We start from the raw sequence: 16381 nt of genomic DNA, 5'->3' as shown, positions 1-16381 counted from the left end.
AGTCGTGCTATTTTGCGTAAAAGTTGCAAAAAACTAAGCAGATTGCACCGCTTATACTTTTTTCATTTTTGAATAACGGCTAAGATAGCTGATATTCGTGTTAGTCTATTTATAAGAGATAATTAAAAATGACCAAACCTATTGTATTTAGTGGTGTTCAGCCATCTGGTGAGCTAACAATTGGCAATTATTTAGGCGCATTACGTAATTGGGTCACACTGCAAGATGACTATGATTGCCTTTTTTGTATTGTTGATTTACACGCCATTACCGTCCGCCAAGATCCTATCGCATTACGTAAATCGACCTTAGATGTTTTAGCGCTTTATTTGGCCTGTGGTATTGATCCTAATAAAAGCACTATTTTCATTCAATCGCAGGTGCCAGAACATTCACAATTAGCTTGGATTTTAAATTGTTACACTTATTTTGGTGAAATGGGGCGGATGACGCAATTTAAAGATAAATCGGCTCGTTATGAGGGAAATGTCAATGTAGGATTATTTACTTATCCGGTATTAATGGCGGCAGATATTTTGCTCTATCAAGCTAATCAAGTGCCGGTTGGTGACGATCAAAAACAGCATTTGGAAATTACGCGTGATATCGCTAATCGTTTTAATACGTTATACGGCAAAAAGGATGCGGAAGGAAAGCTGATTGAATCGGTTTTTACCGTGCCAGAATGTTTTATTGCCAAAGCGGGTGCAAGGGTGATGTCTTTGCTTGAACCGACTAAAAAAATGTCTAAGTCAGATGATAACCGTAATAATGTGATCGGTTTATTAGAAGATCCTAAAGCGGTCGCTAAGAAAATTAAACGGGCGATGACAGATAGTGATGAGCCACCGGTGATAAAATATGATCAAAAAAATAAAGCGGGAGTATCTAATTTATTAGATATTTTAGCTGCGATAACCGGTAAAAGTATGGTTGAATTGGAAGCAGAATTTGAAGGTAAAATGTATGGCCATTTAAAAACAGAAGTCGCCGATCAAGTTACGGCCCTGTTAACAGGGTTACAAGAACGCTATCAAAGATTCCGTCAAGATGAAGCATTATTAGAAAAAATTTACCGTGATGGTGCTGAAAAAGCACGTATGCGTGCGAAGAAAACCTTAGATGAAGTATATAAGTTGATTGGTTTTGTCAGATAATCTCTCTATAGCCCTTAATCATTTAAGGGCTTTCTTATGCTAGTTAATTAGCGCGTATTATGGCAAATAATTAGCTAAAATCTGATCGCTTATTTGAGTAAGTTTTTTAAACTTGCTTTCATTTTTGCCATCTGCTCTGAATAGAGATGTTGATTTTCGCGTTCGTCAATTAAGTGATTAATTGTTTCTGATAATGTCATTGCGTGCGTTTTTGAATATTTAGATAAACGTAACCAACTTGCATAGTCTAAATCAATGGATTTTTTCTTTGTGGTAAGCTTTTCTGCATTAAAGAAACGTTTTCGTTTTGCACGAATAGATTGCCGCATTCTTTTACGTTGTTCAGCCGTCATTTCAGCTTTAATCCACTGTTCAATTTCCGCAGGTGAATGCTGGAGTGTAGTCAGAAATTGTACTTTTAGCTCAATAAGACTTTGCTCAGTATGTTTAGTAATATTTTCACCTTCGCGATGTTTTTTCAGTAAATATTTCCATTGCCAATTGGCTTCCTGAATTTCTAATTTCTGATATCTCATTTTCAGCCCCATTACTCTTAAACTTAGGCAAGTATAGCGGAATTCGGTATAATAAACCAAATTTCTATAATGAGGCTAATTCGTGATTCTAACTCCCATTGCACATCAATTGCTAACTTTACAGCATACTTTTAAACCCACTAATGCTAAGGTCAATTTTTTTGATTTTCAAACTAATGCCAAGCAAGCGATTGATTTGTTTAAACAGGCGCAATTTGGTTCATTGTTAGTTATCAAAACCGAGACTTTTCCTGAATTTATCGAAAGTATAACCGGTTATGTTGCGAAAGATTTAACTTCGCCGTTAATTGTGAGAACGGAATTTAATCGAAATCATTTGTTTGGCTATAGTCTTTATTTAGATAAACAACAACGACTAGAAAATGTTGAGGGCGCTATTCAACAAGCCGAGCAAGGCATTTTAGTGTTAAATGTGAAAGCATTATTATTAGATATTACGCAATGGGATAAGTTAAAACAGGCATTGTTATTTGGTTGCTATGAACCACACGCGATGAATCATATTCCTTCGTTATTAGCTAACATTGAAGCACATTTTAAATTGATCTTAGTTGGTAACCGTGAGGATATTGCATTATTAGCAGAATATGATGAAAGCTTATATCAATTTGCCCACTATACAGAAATCGAATCTTATTTTTCATTTAATGCAGAGAATCGACAAATGTGGGGTGACTATGTGCAAACGATGGCAGAAAAATGGTGCCAAAGAAGTTTTTCAATGCAGGCATTAACTCAGTTTTTACAAGCGTATATCCGCGAAAGTGAAGATCAAAGCCGTATTTCAATTTCACCAACCTTATTAAAAAAACATTTGTTAGGATTAACCAATTTTTATGCAAATCAGGCCGCTTTTGCTCAAGTGGCAAGTTATTTCAGTTATTTAGAACAGCAATCTGCGGTGTTAAATAAATATACGTTGCAAGATATGCTCACTAATCAGCTGTATATTGATACCGCAGACGAATTCATTGGGCAGATTAACGCGTTATCAGTAATTGAGTTTGACGGTATCCCATACGCTTTTGGTGAGCCGTTACGAATTAGTTGTAATGTGCAATATGGCGATGGTGAAATTACGGATATTGAAAGAAAAGTAGAGTTAGGCGGGAATATTCACTCAAAAGGCATTATTATTGCGCAATCTTGTTTAGCTAATTTACTTGCTTTTCCCACACAATTACCTTTCTCGGCTTCGTTAGCATTTGAGCAATCTTATGGTGAAGTTGATGGCGATAGTTCCTCTTTAGCGATTTTATGTGTATTGATCAGCGCATTGGCTAAGTTACCATTGCCACAATCAATTGCAGTAACGGGCTCGATCGACCAATTTGGTAATGTATTAAGTGTTGGTGGAGTTAATCAAAAAATTGAGGGCTTTTTTAATCTTTGTAAGGCGCGTCAGTTAACCGGTAAGCAAGGCGTTATTATTCCTGCCACTTGCCTTTCTCATTTAAGTTTAATCTCAGACGTGATCAATGCAATTAAAGCAAAACAATTCCATATTTGGAGCGTCAAAAATATCTTTGAGGCCGTATGGATTTTATTAGAACATCATTTTTATGATGAAGACCAAACAACAGCAAGCGATAAACCAACTATTTTCAATTTGATTCATCAACAACTTGAACAAGAACAAGAAAATTCTGCTAGCGGGTCATTTTTTGCAAAAATTTACCAATTATTTACCAAAAACTGATCGGATTTGTTCAGCTAACAGTTGTTAGCTGATTTAAAAGGCTGTACTATTTTAAATATCATCAGCCTAGATTATACGGGCTTTTTCGTAATATTTAAAGGATTAAAAACATGAACAATTGTACACCTAATATCAAGTCAAGTTATAGCTATGAAGATTTATTAGCTTCAGGACGGGGCGAATTATTTGGTAAAGAAGGACCACAATTACCTGCGCCAACAATGTTAATGATGGATAGAGTTAACTTAATGACTGAAAATGGTGGCTTATTTGATAAAGGTTATATTGAAGCAGAACTTGATATTCATCCAGATTTACTTTTCTTTGGTTGTCATTTTATTGGCGATCCGGTTATGCCTGGCTGTTTAGGTCTAGATGCTATGTGGCAATTGGTTGGTTTTTTCCTTGGCTGGATTGGGGGTAAAGGTAAAGGCCGTGCATTGGGCGTTGGCGAAGTAAAATTCACCGGTCAAATCTTACCAACAGCGAAAAAAGTCACTTATAGAATTCATATGAAACGCGTAATTAACCGTAAGTTAGTAATGGGATTAGCCGATGGTGAAGTAGAAGTAGATGGCCGTGTGATTTATACCGCTACAGATTTGAAAGTGGGCTTATTCCAAGACACATCATCATTCTAATTTTGCGATCAAGATCGTGAAATTAACATAATCACATTTTATTCTTTAGCAAACGTAACTAGTATTTCTTTTCGGAGGAATACTAGTTATGTTTCGTGCATTCACAATAATTGAAATGTTAATCACTTTAGCTATTTTGGTTATTGCTACTCATTTCTCCTATCCTATTTCAAATGTATGATCGGATTGCATTAAATAATGAAATAGCAAACTTACAATCTTTTATTTATCAAATTCAAACTAAAGCACGTTATCAACAAAAGAATTATACATTAACCATTTCACAAAATAATAAAACAGGTAATTGGTGTTTAATTGCCTTATCCAAACAGGCGGGCAGTAAAAATGAAGTAATCTGCGATTGTTTGAATATTAAACATTGTCCTGCAAATAATGAATTTTTCCTTTATCACAATCAGTATCAAAATATTCAATTAAGTAATAAAAGTTTATATCCCAATTCATTTATTAATATTGACGGTATGGTGGGTAGATTAGAATCGAAATGCCTTTATTTACGTTTAAATCAGGAGAATGAAATATTACAGCTAGATCAATGGGGGCGAATTTATGTTATACCGAAAACTAAACGGAGTAATTGTAAGCAGACAGAAAGCCTTTAGTTTAATTGAATTATTGTTAGCCTTAACATTATCCGTTTTATTGTTATTTCCACTATTAGCCTTATACACCAATGTTTATCGAAATAGCGTTAAACAACAAGAATTACTTTTTCTGCAAAAAGAAAGTCATCAACTACTTAATTATCTTAAACAACATAGCCAACATATCGGCTATCAAGGCGTAAATCGGCAGGGAAGCAATTTTTCATTATTTTCACAGCAAGATAAACGATACAAAATAGCGAATAATCAGCAGTGTTTAATCTTTTTTTATGATTTAAATGGCGATGGTTGTTTAGGTAAAAGAACCACTAAGAAATCGGCGTGTGTTAAACAAAATAAAAATACTAGCAAAGAGTTAGTAAAAGAAGTCTTTGGTATTAAAGTCGAAAATAAACAGCTTTATATTTTTGATAAAAATAAATTAGAGCATTGTATCGGATCACAATGTAGTACATTGCTAGATAGCTGTCAGCAAGAATGGAAAAGGTTTACTAGCTTAACGGACTATATGGTAGATAAGCTTGAGTTTAGCGTTAATGATAAACAAGAAAAATTATTAAGGATTGAATTGAAATTGACTTCAGTTAAACAACAAGCGGTCAGTTATACATTAGTTAGTTACATATATTTATTAAACAATGGTAATCAAGTTAATGATCTTTAAAGCAAAAGCAAGTACATTATTGATAGGATTAATCAGTATGTCGGCCGTATTGAGTAGTTTATTTCTGGCAAAAGAAAAATTTATTCAACAAGAAAAATTATCGAATTATGATTATAAACGCTATTTAGAGCATAAATTTGCTATTACAAATAGGCTTAATTTACCCACATCATTAGATGAAAACAAGATTTGTCAAACGGAAAAAAGACAAAACATTGTTTATAAGATAGGTAATATGGTTTATCAATTTGCCTGTCAAAAAAAGGATTTATTTTTAGGTAATAAACCGACTAGAAAGAAATATATTGCTTTTACTCAATTAAGTGATGTTTTAGATCTTAATCAGCCCGCTATTGCGCTCAATTATATTGATAGTTTAAGCGAATTGCCTATCAGTTCTGAACAATAACCTAAAATTGTGATAGTAAATAAGCCTATTGATGACTCATTATTTCGTGATTTTTATGGCATTGTGATCACTAATTATCACTTTGATATAAAAGGAAATAATAAAATATATGGTGTTTTATATTCATCTGTGGATAATCAAAGAAAAGAACGTAATTTGGTTTATAAAAAATCAGTTATAGAGGCTTTAGCCGCTAAGTATTCAAGCTCGAATGTTTTGCCATCTTCAAGGAATTTTTTACACAGTGAATAAAATATATCGCGCAGAAACTATGGTTTCGCTATTAGTGGGGATAGCAATTTTCGCTATTTTATTTAGCGCTTTTAGCCATTGGCAAGAAACTCAAGTGAGTCAAACAAATTATTTATATCAACAACAACAGGCATTACATATTTTAGAAAATCAAATAGCCTTAAAACAAGCAACACAAGAATGTGAAAAACAATTTCAACAAAACGACGTGTTATTTACGATTGACTGTGGTGCTTCATATATTCAAGTGAATTTCCCATTAGGCAACGTCAGAGTGAATAAGCAAATGGCAGCGCAACTATCGCTAGAATAGCGTGTTTCACCACTTATAAAAGTGATTGAATATCAGCGCTAATTAGTAGAAAATCAAATTCTACTTTAGGAGCCATTATGTTTACGGTCTATTTTTCTCAGAAGCTATCATCACTCGCTAAATTATGTATTCAATTACAGCAAAGCAATCCTAATCCTAATCCATTTGAAGCAGAAATTGTTTTAGTGCAAAGTGTAGGAATGGCACAATGGTTACAAATGCAAATTGCCAATCAAATAGGGATCGCAGGTAACTATGAATTCCCTTTTCCTACGAGTTTTTTATGGCAACAATATCGTGTCCTCTTTCCAGAGCTTCCTACTGAAAATATTTTTGAACGTGAAACGGTTACTTGGCGTTTAATACGTTTAATTCCATATTATTTAACTTTACCTGAATTTCAATCTTTACAGTACTATTTAACTAAAGATTCGCGTCAATACCAATTAAAGCTTTATCAATTAGCTAAAAAAGTAGCGGATTTATTTGATCAGTATTTAGTTTATCGGCCACATTGGTTGGTTCATTGGGAAAATGATCGGCTTGAGATTGTTCGAGATGAAATTCTGAACCATGCAAATTTAAAAGTGAAAAATAGCGAAGATATTTGGCAAAATTTAAGTTGGCAGGCTATTTTATGGCGCGCATTAATTAATGATATTAAATTAGATTGTGATGAATCTGTGTTTGTGACTTCACATCGTGCTTATTTGCAAGAACAGTATTTTAATAAATTAGATAATTTAACAGAAATAGAAAAATCAAAATTACCTAAGCGGGTCTTTATTTTTGGTATTTCCTCTTTGCCCGCGACGCAATTAGCTGTTTTAAAAAAGCTCAGTGAACATTGTCAAATTCATCTCTTCTTTTTGAATCCAAGTGCAGAATATTGGGGCGATAATGTTGAAGATCGGGTATTAGAGAAATTAGCACTTAAGCAGAAAATGACCGCTAAAGAATTAGAAGCGTTATTTGTACAGAAAAATAATCAGTTATTATCAATGTGGGGTAAGCAAGGGCGTGATTTTTTAGCACAAATTATTGAGCAAGAACCCGACCAAATTTTTGATGTTTTTGATGCTTATGAAGGCGATTCAAATCTGATTAAGTTAAAGAACGCCATTCTTTCTTTTGATAATCCTCAACAATTATTGCTTGCTTCGCAAGATGATTCAGTACAGTTTCACTCTTGCCATAGCATTATGCGAGAAGTGGAAGTATTGCATAACCGTTTATTGCAAATGTTTGCTCAAGATCCAACATTGGCTGCAAAAGATATTATTGTCATGTCAGCCGATATTAACCAATATGCGTCTTATATTGAAGCGGTCTTTTCGCGTTATATGAAAGAAGATAAACGCTATATCCCATTCGCTTTTGCTGATCAGAAGGTCATAACGGTTGATCCAATTCTGATGAGTTTTATGAGTCTGCTTAACTTAAAGGAAAGCTCGTTTGATGCGGAATCATTACTTGATTTATTAGATGTGAATGCCATTAGAGAACGTTTTCAGTTTCAGTTACAAGATATTCATATTGTACGGCATTGGGTTAATCAAGCAGGAATTCGTTTTGGTTTAACGATCGATCAATCAGAATGGCAAAATTATAATGCGTGGCAAAATGGTTTAACGCGTTTATTGATGGGCATTAGCCTAAGAGAAGAAAATGGCATTTGGCAGGATAGTGTAGCTTTTAATGAAAGCTATGGTTTATCGGCAGAGCTTGTTGGTTATTTAGCAAACTTTATTGAAAAATTGAGCGCTTGGCATCAAATTATTCAACAAAAACAGCCTATTGAAGTATGGCAAAAACAACTTTCATTATTGATTAATGATTTTTATCAAGAAAATGAAGAAAGCGTTCACGCAATTAATTTATTAAATCTCGCCTTAGCAGAAATTATCCAAAAAATAACAGATGCGAAATTTGAACAGCAAATTGATATTGAAATTATTAGTTTATTGTTTAATGAAAAATTGAATAGCCAACAAAATAACTTAAATTTCCTGGTCGGTAAGGTAAATTTTTGCACTTTATTACCTATGCGCGCCATTCCATTTAAAGTTGTTTGCTTATTAGGTATGAATGAAAGCGATTTTCCGCGTGCGCAGACGGTGAATAGTTTTGATTTAATGCAATATGCCTCTAAAAAAGGCGATCGGGCTTGGCGTGATGATGATCGTTATTTATTTTTAGAAGCACTATTATCAGCACAACAATTTTTCTATATTAGTTATATTGGACAATCTAATATTAATAATAAGCAACATTTACCATCGGTGATGGTTTCGCAGTTACTAGATTATTTCGCTGAATATCTCGCGCCTCAATCTTTAGCATTAGTCAGCCCACAAGGTAAATTTTCTGAACAGCACTTTTTTGCAGAAATGGTGCAACAACATCCATTAACAGTATTTAGCCTAAACAACTTTAGCGAAACAAATTATGCCTATGATCTAGAATGGCTCACCATGACCCAAACGGAAAAAATGCAAGAGTTTTGCCCGGGTGAATTTAATTCAAACGCTGAATTGCCTACTGAAATTCAGCTCGAACAGTTAATTAAGTTTGTGGTCAATCCGGTGCAGTATTTCTTTAATCAGCATTTAGGTATTTATTTTAGGGATAATAATAAACAGATTGAAGAAAGTGAAAAATTTGTATTGAATGCATTAGATCGTTATAAACTACGTGATAAATTGGTTTGCTTAGATGATGATTTAATTCAGCAAATGTTTGAACAGGAAAAGCTGAAAGGTAATTTACCCGCGGCGAATTTTGCTCAACTAGCACAACAAAAAATTGTAGCATCGGTTAACATTATAAAAGACGAATTAGTGGGTTATTTAACCGAAAGTGAGATTTTAGAAGTTGATCAGACCTTTTTAATTAATGGAATCGAATTACGTGTTGTAGGTAATATTTGCCATAGGTTTGGTGATGAGATTGTTTTTTGGAAAGTCAGTGGTTTAAAAGATAAAGATTATATTCGTTATTGGCTTTATTATTTGTTTCTTCGAATACAATCACAACCGTTGAAATTAAAGGTTATCTATTTAGATGAAAATAAAAAGAAAGTATTCCAATTTAATGAAATTAGCCAAGATGATGCAGAAAAGCAATTACGTATTTATTTAACCGATTATTTATCCAATTTTTCTTGTTTAAAATGGGCTATGTTTGAAGGTTTAGATGATTATTTTAAAAATCTTAATAAGGCTGAAAATATTGAGCACTACTGTCAGGAAAACTTAGAAAAGTTAATCGGAAAAGAATTTTTTAATAGTCGCTATTTAAAACGTATTTTAAATCAAAGCGTAATGTTAGATTATGGTAGTATTCACAGTACTACATTACAATGGTTTGAGTTAATGCAAACTAGTAAAAAAAGCCCTCATAGTAAGGAAAATGAATGAAAAAGAATTTTATTGCACAATCAGTCCGTTATGCGCTCTGTTCCTATTTCACATTAGCAGTGATGAACCCGACATTTGCTAATGATTTACCAAATCAGACCGCTAATTCAGTACAAACAATGCCAAATATGGCTGATTTTTCTTTTATTAAGCAAACTATAAATAAGAGCCCAAACGATACCGCAATTTATCAAGCGATTGAGCTTGCTAATGGTATGACGGTTCTATTAATTTCTGACGAAAAAGCGAATAAATCACTGATGTCGCTTGCTTTACCTATTGGTTCAATGGAAGATCCAATCGAACAGCAAGGCCTAGCACATTATTTAGAACATATGATCTTGATGGGATCAAAAGCCTATCCCGAAACGAATAGTTTAGATAAATTTTTAAATAAAAATGGTGGCTATAATAACGCATCTACCTCGCCTGATCGCACGGCATATTATCTAGAAGTAAATAATGATGCTTTTGCTGAAGCAGTAACAAGATTAGCAGATACGTTTGCACAACCGCTTTTATCAGAAAGTAATGGTAAAAAAGAAGTTAATGCCGTTAATGCTGAAATGATCCGTGCTAAATCAAATGATGGGCATTTAATCCAAAGTGTTAATTTAGCTACAGCTAATCCTGCGCATCCAATCACGAAATTTACGGTGGGTAATAACGAAACCCTATCAGATAAACCAAACAGTAAACTACATGCTGAATTAGAGAAGTTTTATCACACTCATTATTCTGCCAACTTAGTGAAAGCGGTGCTTTATTCAAATCAATCTATTGAGCAATTGGCAACATTAGCGGCTAAAACGTTAGGGAAAATGCAAAATAAAAATTTGAGTGTGTCTACCGTTGAAGAGCCTTTTTTCCGCCCAACAGATAAAGGTGTGTGGATTGAGTATAAGCCCGTTAAGCCGACAAAATTATTGAGTATTTCTTTTGATATGCAAAATGATGAAGCGAAATTTGCGAATAAAACCGGTGAGTATTTAGCCTATGTACTCAATAATCATACGGCAGGAACCTTATCGGATTATTTGATCAAACAAGGTCTGTCAGACAGTGGCATTGCGGCAGGTGCTAGTCCGAATGTAAGTCGTAATCGTGGTAGCTTCACGATTTATATAGATTTAACGGATAAAGGCCTAGTCCATAAAGATCAAATCATTTCACTTGTTTTTCAACAACTTGAACAGATAAAAAAAGACGGTATTCAAGAGAGTTATTTCAATGAAGTGAGAGAAAGTTTAAAACAGGATTTTCAACACTTACAAGTAGAAAAAGATGGTTATTATATTGAAGCATTAGCGGAGCAAATGCTACATTATCCGATTGAACATATTTTAGACGCAGAATATCTGGTTGATAAAATGGATGTTGAGGCAATCAAAGCCAAATTAAATGAAATGACATTGGATAATGCACGTATTATTTTAGTTTATGAACAGGCCAAAACGGATAAAAAAACGCCTTACTTTGAAGCGGGCTATTCTATTGCCAAATTTACAGATGTTCAAAAAGCGAAATGGTTGGATTTCAGTCACAACCCTAGCTTGAAGTTGCCGGCATTAAATCCATATTTTGCCACGGATTTTAGTTTGATTGAGCCAACAGATGAACGTAACTTTCCTAAAGTAATTGAATCGGATAAAGGCAAAGTGATTTATGCAATGCCAAGTCAATATTTTGCTAATGATCCTAAAGCGCGTATTTCAATTAATTTTTCGATTATGCCAAAAGAGGATGACTTAAAGCAATATATCAGTGCCACCTTACTTGGTTATATGAATAACTTGGCACAAAACGAACTTGATTTTCAATCTTCCGTAGCCGGTATGCAAACTAGTTTAGACATTTCGGCAAATGGGATCGCGATTAATGTCAGTGGTTATACGCAACATTTAGCAAAATTAGTGCAGGATACTTTAACTAAATTCAAACAGTTTAAATTGACAGAAGAATTCCTAGCCCAAGCGAAAGAAAGAGTACTTGAAGCATTGGCGCGTAAAAATAAAGCCAATAGTTTAGAACAAACGAATCGTATCTTATCAAATTTTGCTGATTATCCTTATTTTGAAGAAGACAAACAGCGTAAAGTGATTAATGAGATTACTTTAGCAGATATTAAAGCGATACGTGAAAAAGTATTAAGTAAACCAACCGGTGTAAATGTGTTATCTGTGGGGAATTTAGATGATTCACAGGTTAAACAACTTGTGCAACACGTGAATGAAGTGGTACAGAATCGCAATCTTGAGTTAGGTAAAGCACGTTATCTTGATTTAAATGAGAGCGAGCGCAAGTTTAATTATGTACAAACCGTCCCTCATGAGGATAATGCGTTAAATGTAACTTATTTAGCTAAAGGCTATGATGAGTTAGATGGTTCTATCCGATCACGGTTATTAAGTGATATTATTAGCCGTTGGTATTTTGATGATTTACGAACGAAGAAACAGCTTGGCTATGTTGTTTATGCGACGAATGTACAAATGGGTAAAACATCCGGTTTACGTTTTATGGTACAAAGTCCAAACACCACGCCAGCAGGTATTATGCAACATAATATGCGTTTCTTTAAAGAATCGGCGGATAAATTGAATGCTTTAACTGATGAAGAATTCAAACGTTATCAAACAAGTTTAGTTGAAAAACTAGCACGTAAGCCCGAATCTTTAGCGCAAGAGTTTTCGCTATTTATGTTTGATGTTTACCGCAAAAATAATCAATTTGACCACCTTGCGAAAAGTATTGCTACTGTTAAAAAATTAACGAAACAAGATATTATTGAATTTTATCAGCGGGCTGTTATTGAACAGAAAGGATTGTCATTTATTAGCCAAGCATTAGGCACAAAAGCAACTGCAGCAGACAGCGTAATCTTGCAAGACTATCAGAAAATAGAAAGTATTGAAGCATTACAAAAAGAATTCTCAGTTAAATTTTACTAATGTATAGCAACCAGCGGTCGTAAATGAAATCAATTTTACGACCGCAAGTAACGATCACTAAATAAAAAAGCCTCATTCTATGAATGAGGCTTTTTATTATTTACCGAGATGAGTGAAAAAGTTTTTAACACTGTCTAGAAAACCGGCTTGTTGCGGGCGATGATTTGCTTTACCGTCCAAACTTATTTCAAGTTGGCGTAGTAACTCTTTTTGTTCTTCATTCAATTGAACTGGAGTTTCCACTACAACTTTACAAATTAAATCGCCAGCATATCCACCACGCGGGCTCACGACGCCTTTTCCTCGTACACGGAATAATTTACCCGTTTGTGTTTCTGTAGGAATTTTGAGTTTGAGTTTACCATCTAAAGTTGGTACTTCAATTTCACCACCTAATGCGGCCATGCTAAAACTAATCGGTACTTCACAATAGAGGTTGGCACCATCGCGTGTGAAAATATTATGTTCACGTACGTGAATCACAACATATAAATCGCCAGCAGGCGCACCATTTTCACCCGCTTCTCCTTCGCCTGATAAGCGTAATTGGTTACCTGTATCTACACCGGCAGGAATAGTCACGGATAAATTTTTCGCTTTTTGTACCCGACCATCGCCGTGGCAAGAATGGCAAGGTTTCTCAATTTTCTTACCTGTGCCGTGACAACTTGGACAGATTGCTTCAGTGACAAAGAAGCCTTGTTGACGACGAATACGACCGGCACCGTGACAATGCGGACAATTTTCTACTTTAGTTCCCGCTTCTGCTCCTGTGCCGTGACAATTATCACATTCTGCTAGGGTAGAAAGGCGGATATCTTTTTTACAGCCTTTGACGGCTTCTTCAAGTGAAATTTCAATATCGTAACGTAAGTCTTGGCCACGTACTACGTGTTGACGGCGACTTCCGCCACCAAACCCACCACCAAACATTTCACTAAAGATATCTTCAAAGCCACCAAACCCGCCACCGAAGCCATTAAAACCACCGTTACCGCTACCTTGCTCAAAAGCAGCGTGACCGTATTGATCATAAGCGGCACGTTTTTGATCATCGGTTAATATTTCGTATGCTTCAGTAATTTGTTTAAATTTTTCTTCTGAATCTTTACTGCCTTGGTTTTTATCAGGGTGGTATTTTGCCGCTAAATGTTTGTAAGCACGTTTAATATCTTTTTCTGTTGCGCCTTTCTGTAAGCCAAGGACTTCATAGTAGTCTTTTTTTGCCATAATAATATATTGATTATTTGCTGATTTAATCGCGAGTATACTGCACTAATAAAATCAAGTTGATGAATAATGAATGAGATTCGATCAGATTAACTTGAATAAACCGTAAGTCTTTCTGACCATTGGGCTGATCATACAACAAAAACATTAAAAAAGGCGTGTTGCCACGCCCTTTTACTTGCTTTCCCCCATCTTAACTGTTGCAAAATAGAGAGGGCGTGAAGGATTATTTATTCTCTTTCACTTCTTCAAATTCAGCATCTACAACACTGTCATCTTTTGCAGAAGATTGTTGTTCACCTGCTTGATTAGTTTGTGCCTTAGCTTGAGCAGCGTGCATTAATGGTTCTGATGCTTTGATTACGGCTTCAATTTTGGCTTCAATTTCAGCTTTATCTTCACCTTTGGCTGCGGTTTCTAATTCAGCTAATGCAGTTTCAATTTTTGCTTTATCTTCAGCCGTTAGTGCATCACCTGCTTCACTGATTTGTTTACGTGTAGCGTGTGCAATACTATCAGCTTGATTACGAGTTTGAACTAGTTCTTCAAATTGACGATCTGACTCAGCATTAGCTTCTGCATCACGAACCATTTGTTCTACTTCTTCATCGCTTAAGCCTGAAGATGCTTGAATTTTAATTTGTTGTTCTTTACCAGTGTTTTTATCTTTTGCTGATACATTGATAATACCATTCGCATCAATATCAAATGTCACTTCGATTTGTGGCATACCACGAGGTGCAGGATTAATACCTTCAAGGTTAAATTGACCTAAAGATTTATTGTCTGCAGCACGTTTACGTTCACCTTGTAACACGTGAATGGTTACTGCTGATTGGTTATCTTCGGCTGTTGAGAACACTTGCGATTTTTTCGTTGGGATAGTGGTATTTTTTTCAATTAGACTTGTCATTACCCCGCCCATTGTTTCAATACCTAACGATAATGGTGTTACATCTAATAAAAGTACATCTGTTACATCACCCGCTAACACACCACCTTGCACAGCTGCACCGATAGCAACCGCTTCATCAGGATTGACATCTTTACGAGGCTCTTTGCCAAAGAAGTCAGCCACTTTTTTCTGTACTAATGGCATACGTGTTTGACCACCAACGAGGATAACGTCGTTGATTTCGCTGACAGATAAACCTGCATCTGCTAAAGCGGTTTTTAATGGCTCTAATGAACGACTGACTAAATCTTCAACTAATGCTTCTAATTTTGCACGTGTTACTTTGATATTTAAGTGTTTTGGACCCGTCGCATCTGCAGTGATGTATGGTAAATTCACTTCAGTTTCTTGTGCAGAAGAAAGTTCTATTTTTGCTTTTTCTGCTGCTTCTTTGACCCGTTGCATTGCCATTGGATCGTTACGTAAATCAACGCCTTGTTCTTTTTGGAATTCTTCCACTAAGTAATTGATTACACGGTTATCAAAGTCTTCACCACCTAAATGCGTATCACCATTTGTAGCACGAACTTCAAATGTTTGTTCGCCATCGAAATTATCTATTTCGATAATTGAAATATCGAATGTACCACCACCTAAGTCATATACTGCGATAATTTGGTTTTCTTTTTTGGAGTCTAAACCATAAGCAAGTGCCGCGGCAGTTGGTTCGTTGATAATCCGTTTTACTTCTAAACCTGCAATTCTACCCGCATCTTTAGTCGCTTGACGTTGAGCATCATTAAAGTAAGCAGGGACTGTAATAACTGCTTCAGTAACAGGTTCACCCAAGAAATCTTCTGCAGTTTTTTTCATTTTTTTCAAGACTTCAGCAGAAATTTGTGGTGGCGCTAATTTGTCGCCTTTAACATTTACCCAGGCATCGCCATTGTCTGCTTTAGTAATTTCAAATGGCATAATTTCAATATCGCGTTGAACTTCATTATCTGTAAAACGGCGACCGATTAAACGTTTTATAGCAAATAATGTGTTTTTTGGATTAGTAATTGCTTGACGTTTTGCAGGTTGACCGACTAAAGTTTCTTTATCTGTATAAGCAATAATTGATGGTGTTGTACGAGCGCCTTCGGCATTTTCTAATACGCGAGGTTTGTCACCGTCCATTACTGCTACACACGAGTTTGTTGTACCTAAGTCAATACCGATAATTTTACCCATAATCTTTAATTCCTCCGAATATAAATTGGTGTTATTACATTTTCAGTAATATTTCTTACAAGATGGTGTCTATTTGCTATTTTTCAAGACATTTATCACAATTTTTCTTGTAAGTATTTGTTAAACAGTCGTAGGATTTATTTCCTACTTAGACGGCATACTAAATAAGGTCAAAAATGAATGCTTCAAGGGTAAAATGCAAAATTTATAAAATTTTATAACTATTTTCGTTTTTTATATGTTATAAGCAGTGTAATTTTAGGCAGATTTTGCTATCTTTTGCCGAAAGTAAACTATCAATTTTTAATAAATATAAGGAAAAACAAGTGAAA

The 16381-nt window shown here is 34.9% G+C and carries 11 protein-coding genes and 1 pseudogene; 9 read left to right on the top strand and 3 right to left on the bottom strand.

Annotated features, from left to right (window positions below):
• Positions 1-128: 128 nt before the first annotated feature.
• Positions 129-1157 carry a tryptophan--tRNA ligase gene (trpS, locus tag BMX01_RS04595; RefSeq protein WP_064082337.1) on the top strand — a complete coding sequence of 343 codons (1029 nt, stop codon included), beginning with the start codon at positions 129-131 and terminating at the stop codon, positions 1155-1157.
• 89 nt (positions 1158-1246) lie between these two features.
• On the opposite strand, the gene matP is transcribed toward trpS, so the two are convergent.
• Positions 1247-1693: a macrodomain Ter protein MatP gene (gene matP, locus BMX01_RS04590; RefSeq protein WP_064082336.1), complete on the bottom strand. Its 447-nt coding sequence runs from the start codon at positions 1691-1693 to the stop codon at positions 1247-1249.
• Positions 1694-1775: 82 nt separating this feature from the next.
• On the opposite strand from matP, the gene BMX01_RS04585 reads away from it, so the two are divergent.
• The 8 genes and pseudogenes from BMX01_RS04585 to ptrA all read left to right on the top strand — a co-directional run bounded on the left by BMX01_RS04585 (position 1776) and on the right by ptrA (position 12688).
• Positions 1776-3413, top strand: a complete 1638-nt coding sequence (locus BMX01_RS04585) for an AAA family ATPase (protein ID WP_064082335.1) — start codon at positions 1776-1778, stop codon at positions 3411-3413.
• A 110-nt stretch (positions 3414-3523) separates the two neighbouring features.
• Positions 3524-4054, top strand: coding sequence for a bifunctional 3-hydroxydecanoyl-ACP dehydratase/trans-2-decenoyl-ACP isomerase (fabA, locus tag BMX01_RS04580; protein WP_074647851.1), 531 nt, complete (start codon positions 3524-3526; stop codon positions 4052-4054).
• Positions 4055-4142: 88 nt separating this feature from the next.
• Positions 4143-4677: pseudogene (locus tag BMX01_RS04575) on the top strand (pilus assembly FimT family protein).
• On the top strand, positions 4625-5344 hold the full coding sequence (locus tag BMX01_RS04570; RefSeq protein ID WP_064082332.1) for a prepilin-type N-terminal cleavage/methylation domain-containing protein: 720 nt from the start codon (positions 4625-4627) through the stop codon (positions 5342-5344). Before BMX01_RS04575 ends, BMX01_RS04570 begins: the two are co-directional and overlap by 53 nt.
• The gene (locus BMX01_RS07775; protein WP_078179341.1) at positions 5334-5753 is read left to right on the top strand and encodes a hypothetical protein; all 420 of its coding nucleotides are present in this window, start codon (positions 5334-5336) and stop codon (positions 5751-5753) included. The genes BMX01_RS04570 and BMX01_RS07775 overlap by 11 nt, the downstream gene beginning before the upstream one ends.
• 244 nt (positions 5754-5997) lie before the next feature.
• Positions 5998-6318 carry a DUF5374 domain-containing protein gene (locus BMX01_RS04560; RefSeq protein ID WP_231087422.1) on the top strand — a complete coding sequence of 107 codons (321 nt, stop codon included), beginning with the start codon at positions 5998-6000 and terminating at the stop codon, positions 6316-6318.
• A gap of 77 nt (positions 6319-6395) precedes the next feature.
• A complete protein-coding gene (gene recC / locus BMX01_RS04555; protein ID WP_064082330.1) occupies positions 6396-9737 on the top strand; it encodes an exodeoxyribonuclease V subunit gamma in 3342 nt (1113 codons plus the stop codon).
• Positions 9734-12688 (top strand): pitrilysin, encoded by a 2955-nt coding sequence (gene ptrA, locus BMX01_RS04550; RefSeq protein WP_074647848.1) that lies wholly within the window; start codon positions 9734-9736, stop codon positions 12686-12688. Before recC ends, ptrA begins: the two co-directional genes overlap by 4 nt.
• A 96-nt stretch (positions 12689-12784) precedes the next feature.
• On the opposite strand, the gene dnaJ is transcribed toward ptrA, so the two are convergent.
• Positions 12785-13918: a molecular chaperone DnaJ gene (gene dnaJ, locus BMX01_RS04545; protein ID WP_074647845.1), complete on the bottom strand. Its 1134-nt coding sequence runs from the start codon at positions 13916-13918 to the stop codon at positions 12785-12787.
• Between the two features lie 226 nt (positions 13919-14144).
• Entirely contained in the window at positions 14145-16049 is a 1905-nt protein-coding gene (dnaK, locus tag BMX01_RS04540; RefSeq protein ID WP_064082327.1) for a molecular chaperone DnaK, read from the bottom strand.
• Positions 16050-16381: the final 332 nt, after the last annotated feature.

The organism is [Haemophilus] ducreyi (genome assembly GCF_900109315.1).
Taxonomy (GTDB): domain Bacteria; phylum Pseudomonadota; class Gammaproteobacteria; order Enterobacterales; family Pasteurellaceae; genus Haemophilus_B; species Haemophilus_B ducreyi.
The sequence above is the reverse complement of the archived record's forward strand: the minus strand, read 5'-3'. Positions and strand labels throughout refer to the sequence as shown.

What these genes read in the sequence shown, in the direction of transcription:
- trpS (WP_064082337.1), top strand. Translation starts at nt 129, where the DNA reads ATGACCAAACCTATTGTATTTAGTGGTGTTCAGCCATCTGGTGAGCTA.
- matP (WP_064082336.1), bottom strand. Translation starts at nt 1,693, where the DNA reads ATGAGATATCAGAAATTAGAAATTCAGGAAGCCAATTGGCAATGGAAA.
- fabA (WP_074647851.1), top strand. Translation starts at nt 3,524, where the DNA reads ATGAACAATTGTACACCTAATATCAAGTCAAGTTATAGCTATGAAGAT.
- BMX01_RS04570 (WP_064082332.1), top strand. Translation starts at nt 4,625, where the DNA reads ATGTTATACCGAAAACTAAACGGAGTAATTGTAAGCAGACAGAAAGCC.
- BMX01_RS07775 (WP_078179341.1), top strand. Translation starts at nt 5,334, where the DNA reads ATGATCTTTAAAGCAAAAGCAAGTACATTATTGATAGGATTAATCAGT.
- recC (WP_064082330.1), top strand. Translation starts at nt 6,396, where the DNA reads ATGTTTACGGTCTATTTTTCTCAGAAGCTATCATCACTCGCTAAATTA.
- ptrA (WP_074647848.1), top strand. Translation starts at nt 9,734, where the DNA reads ATGAAAAAGAATTTTATTGCACAATCAGTCCGTTATGCGCTCTGTTCC.
- dnaJ (WP_074647845.1), bottom strand. Translation starts at nt 13,918, where the DNA reads ATGGCAAAAAAAGACTACTATGAAGTCCTTGGCTTACAGAAAGGCGCA.
- dnaK (WP_064082327.1), bottom strand. Translation starts at nt 16,049, where the DNA reads ATGGGTAAAATTATCGGTATTGACTTAGGTACAACAAACTCGTGTGTA.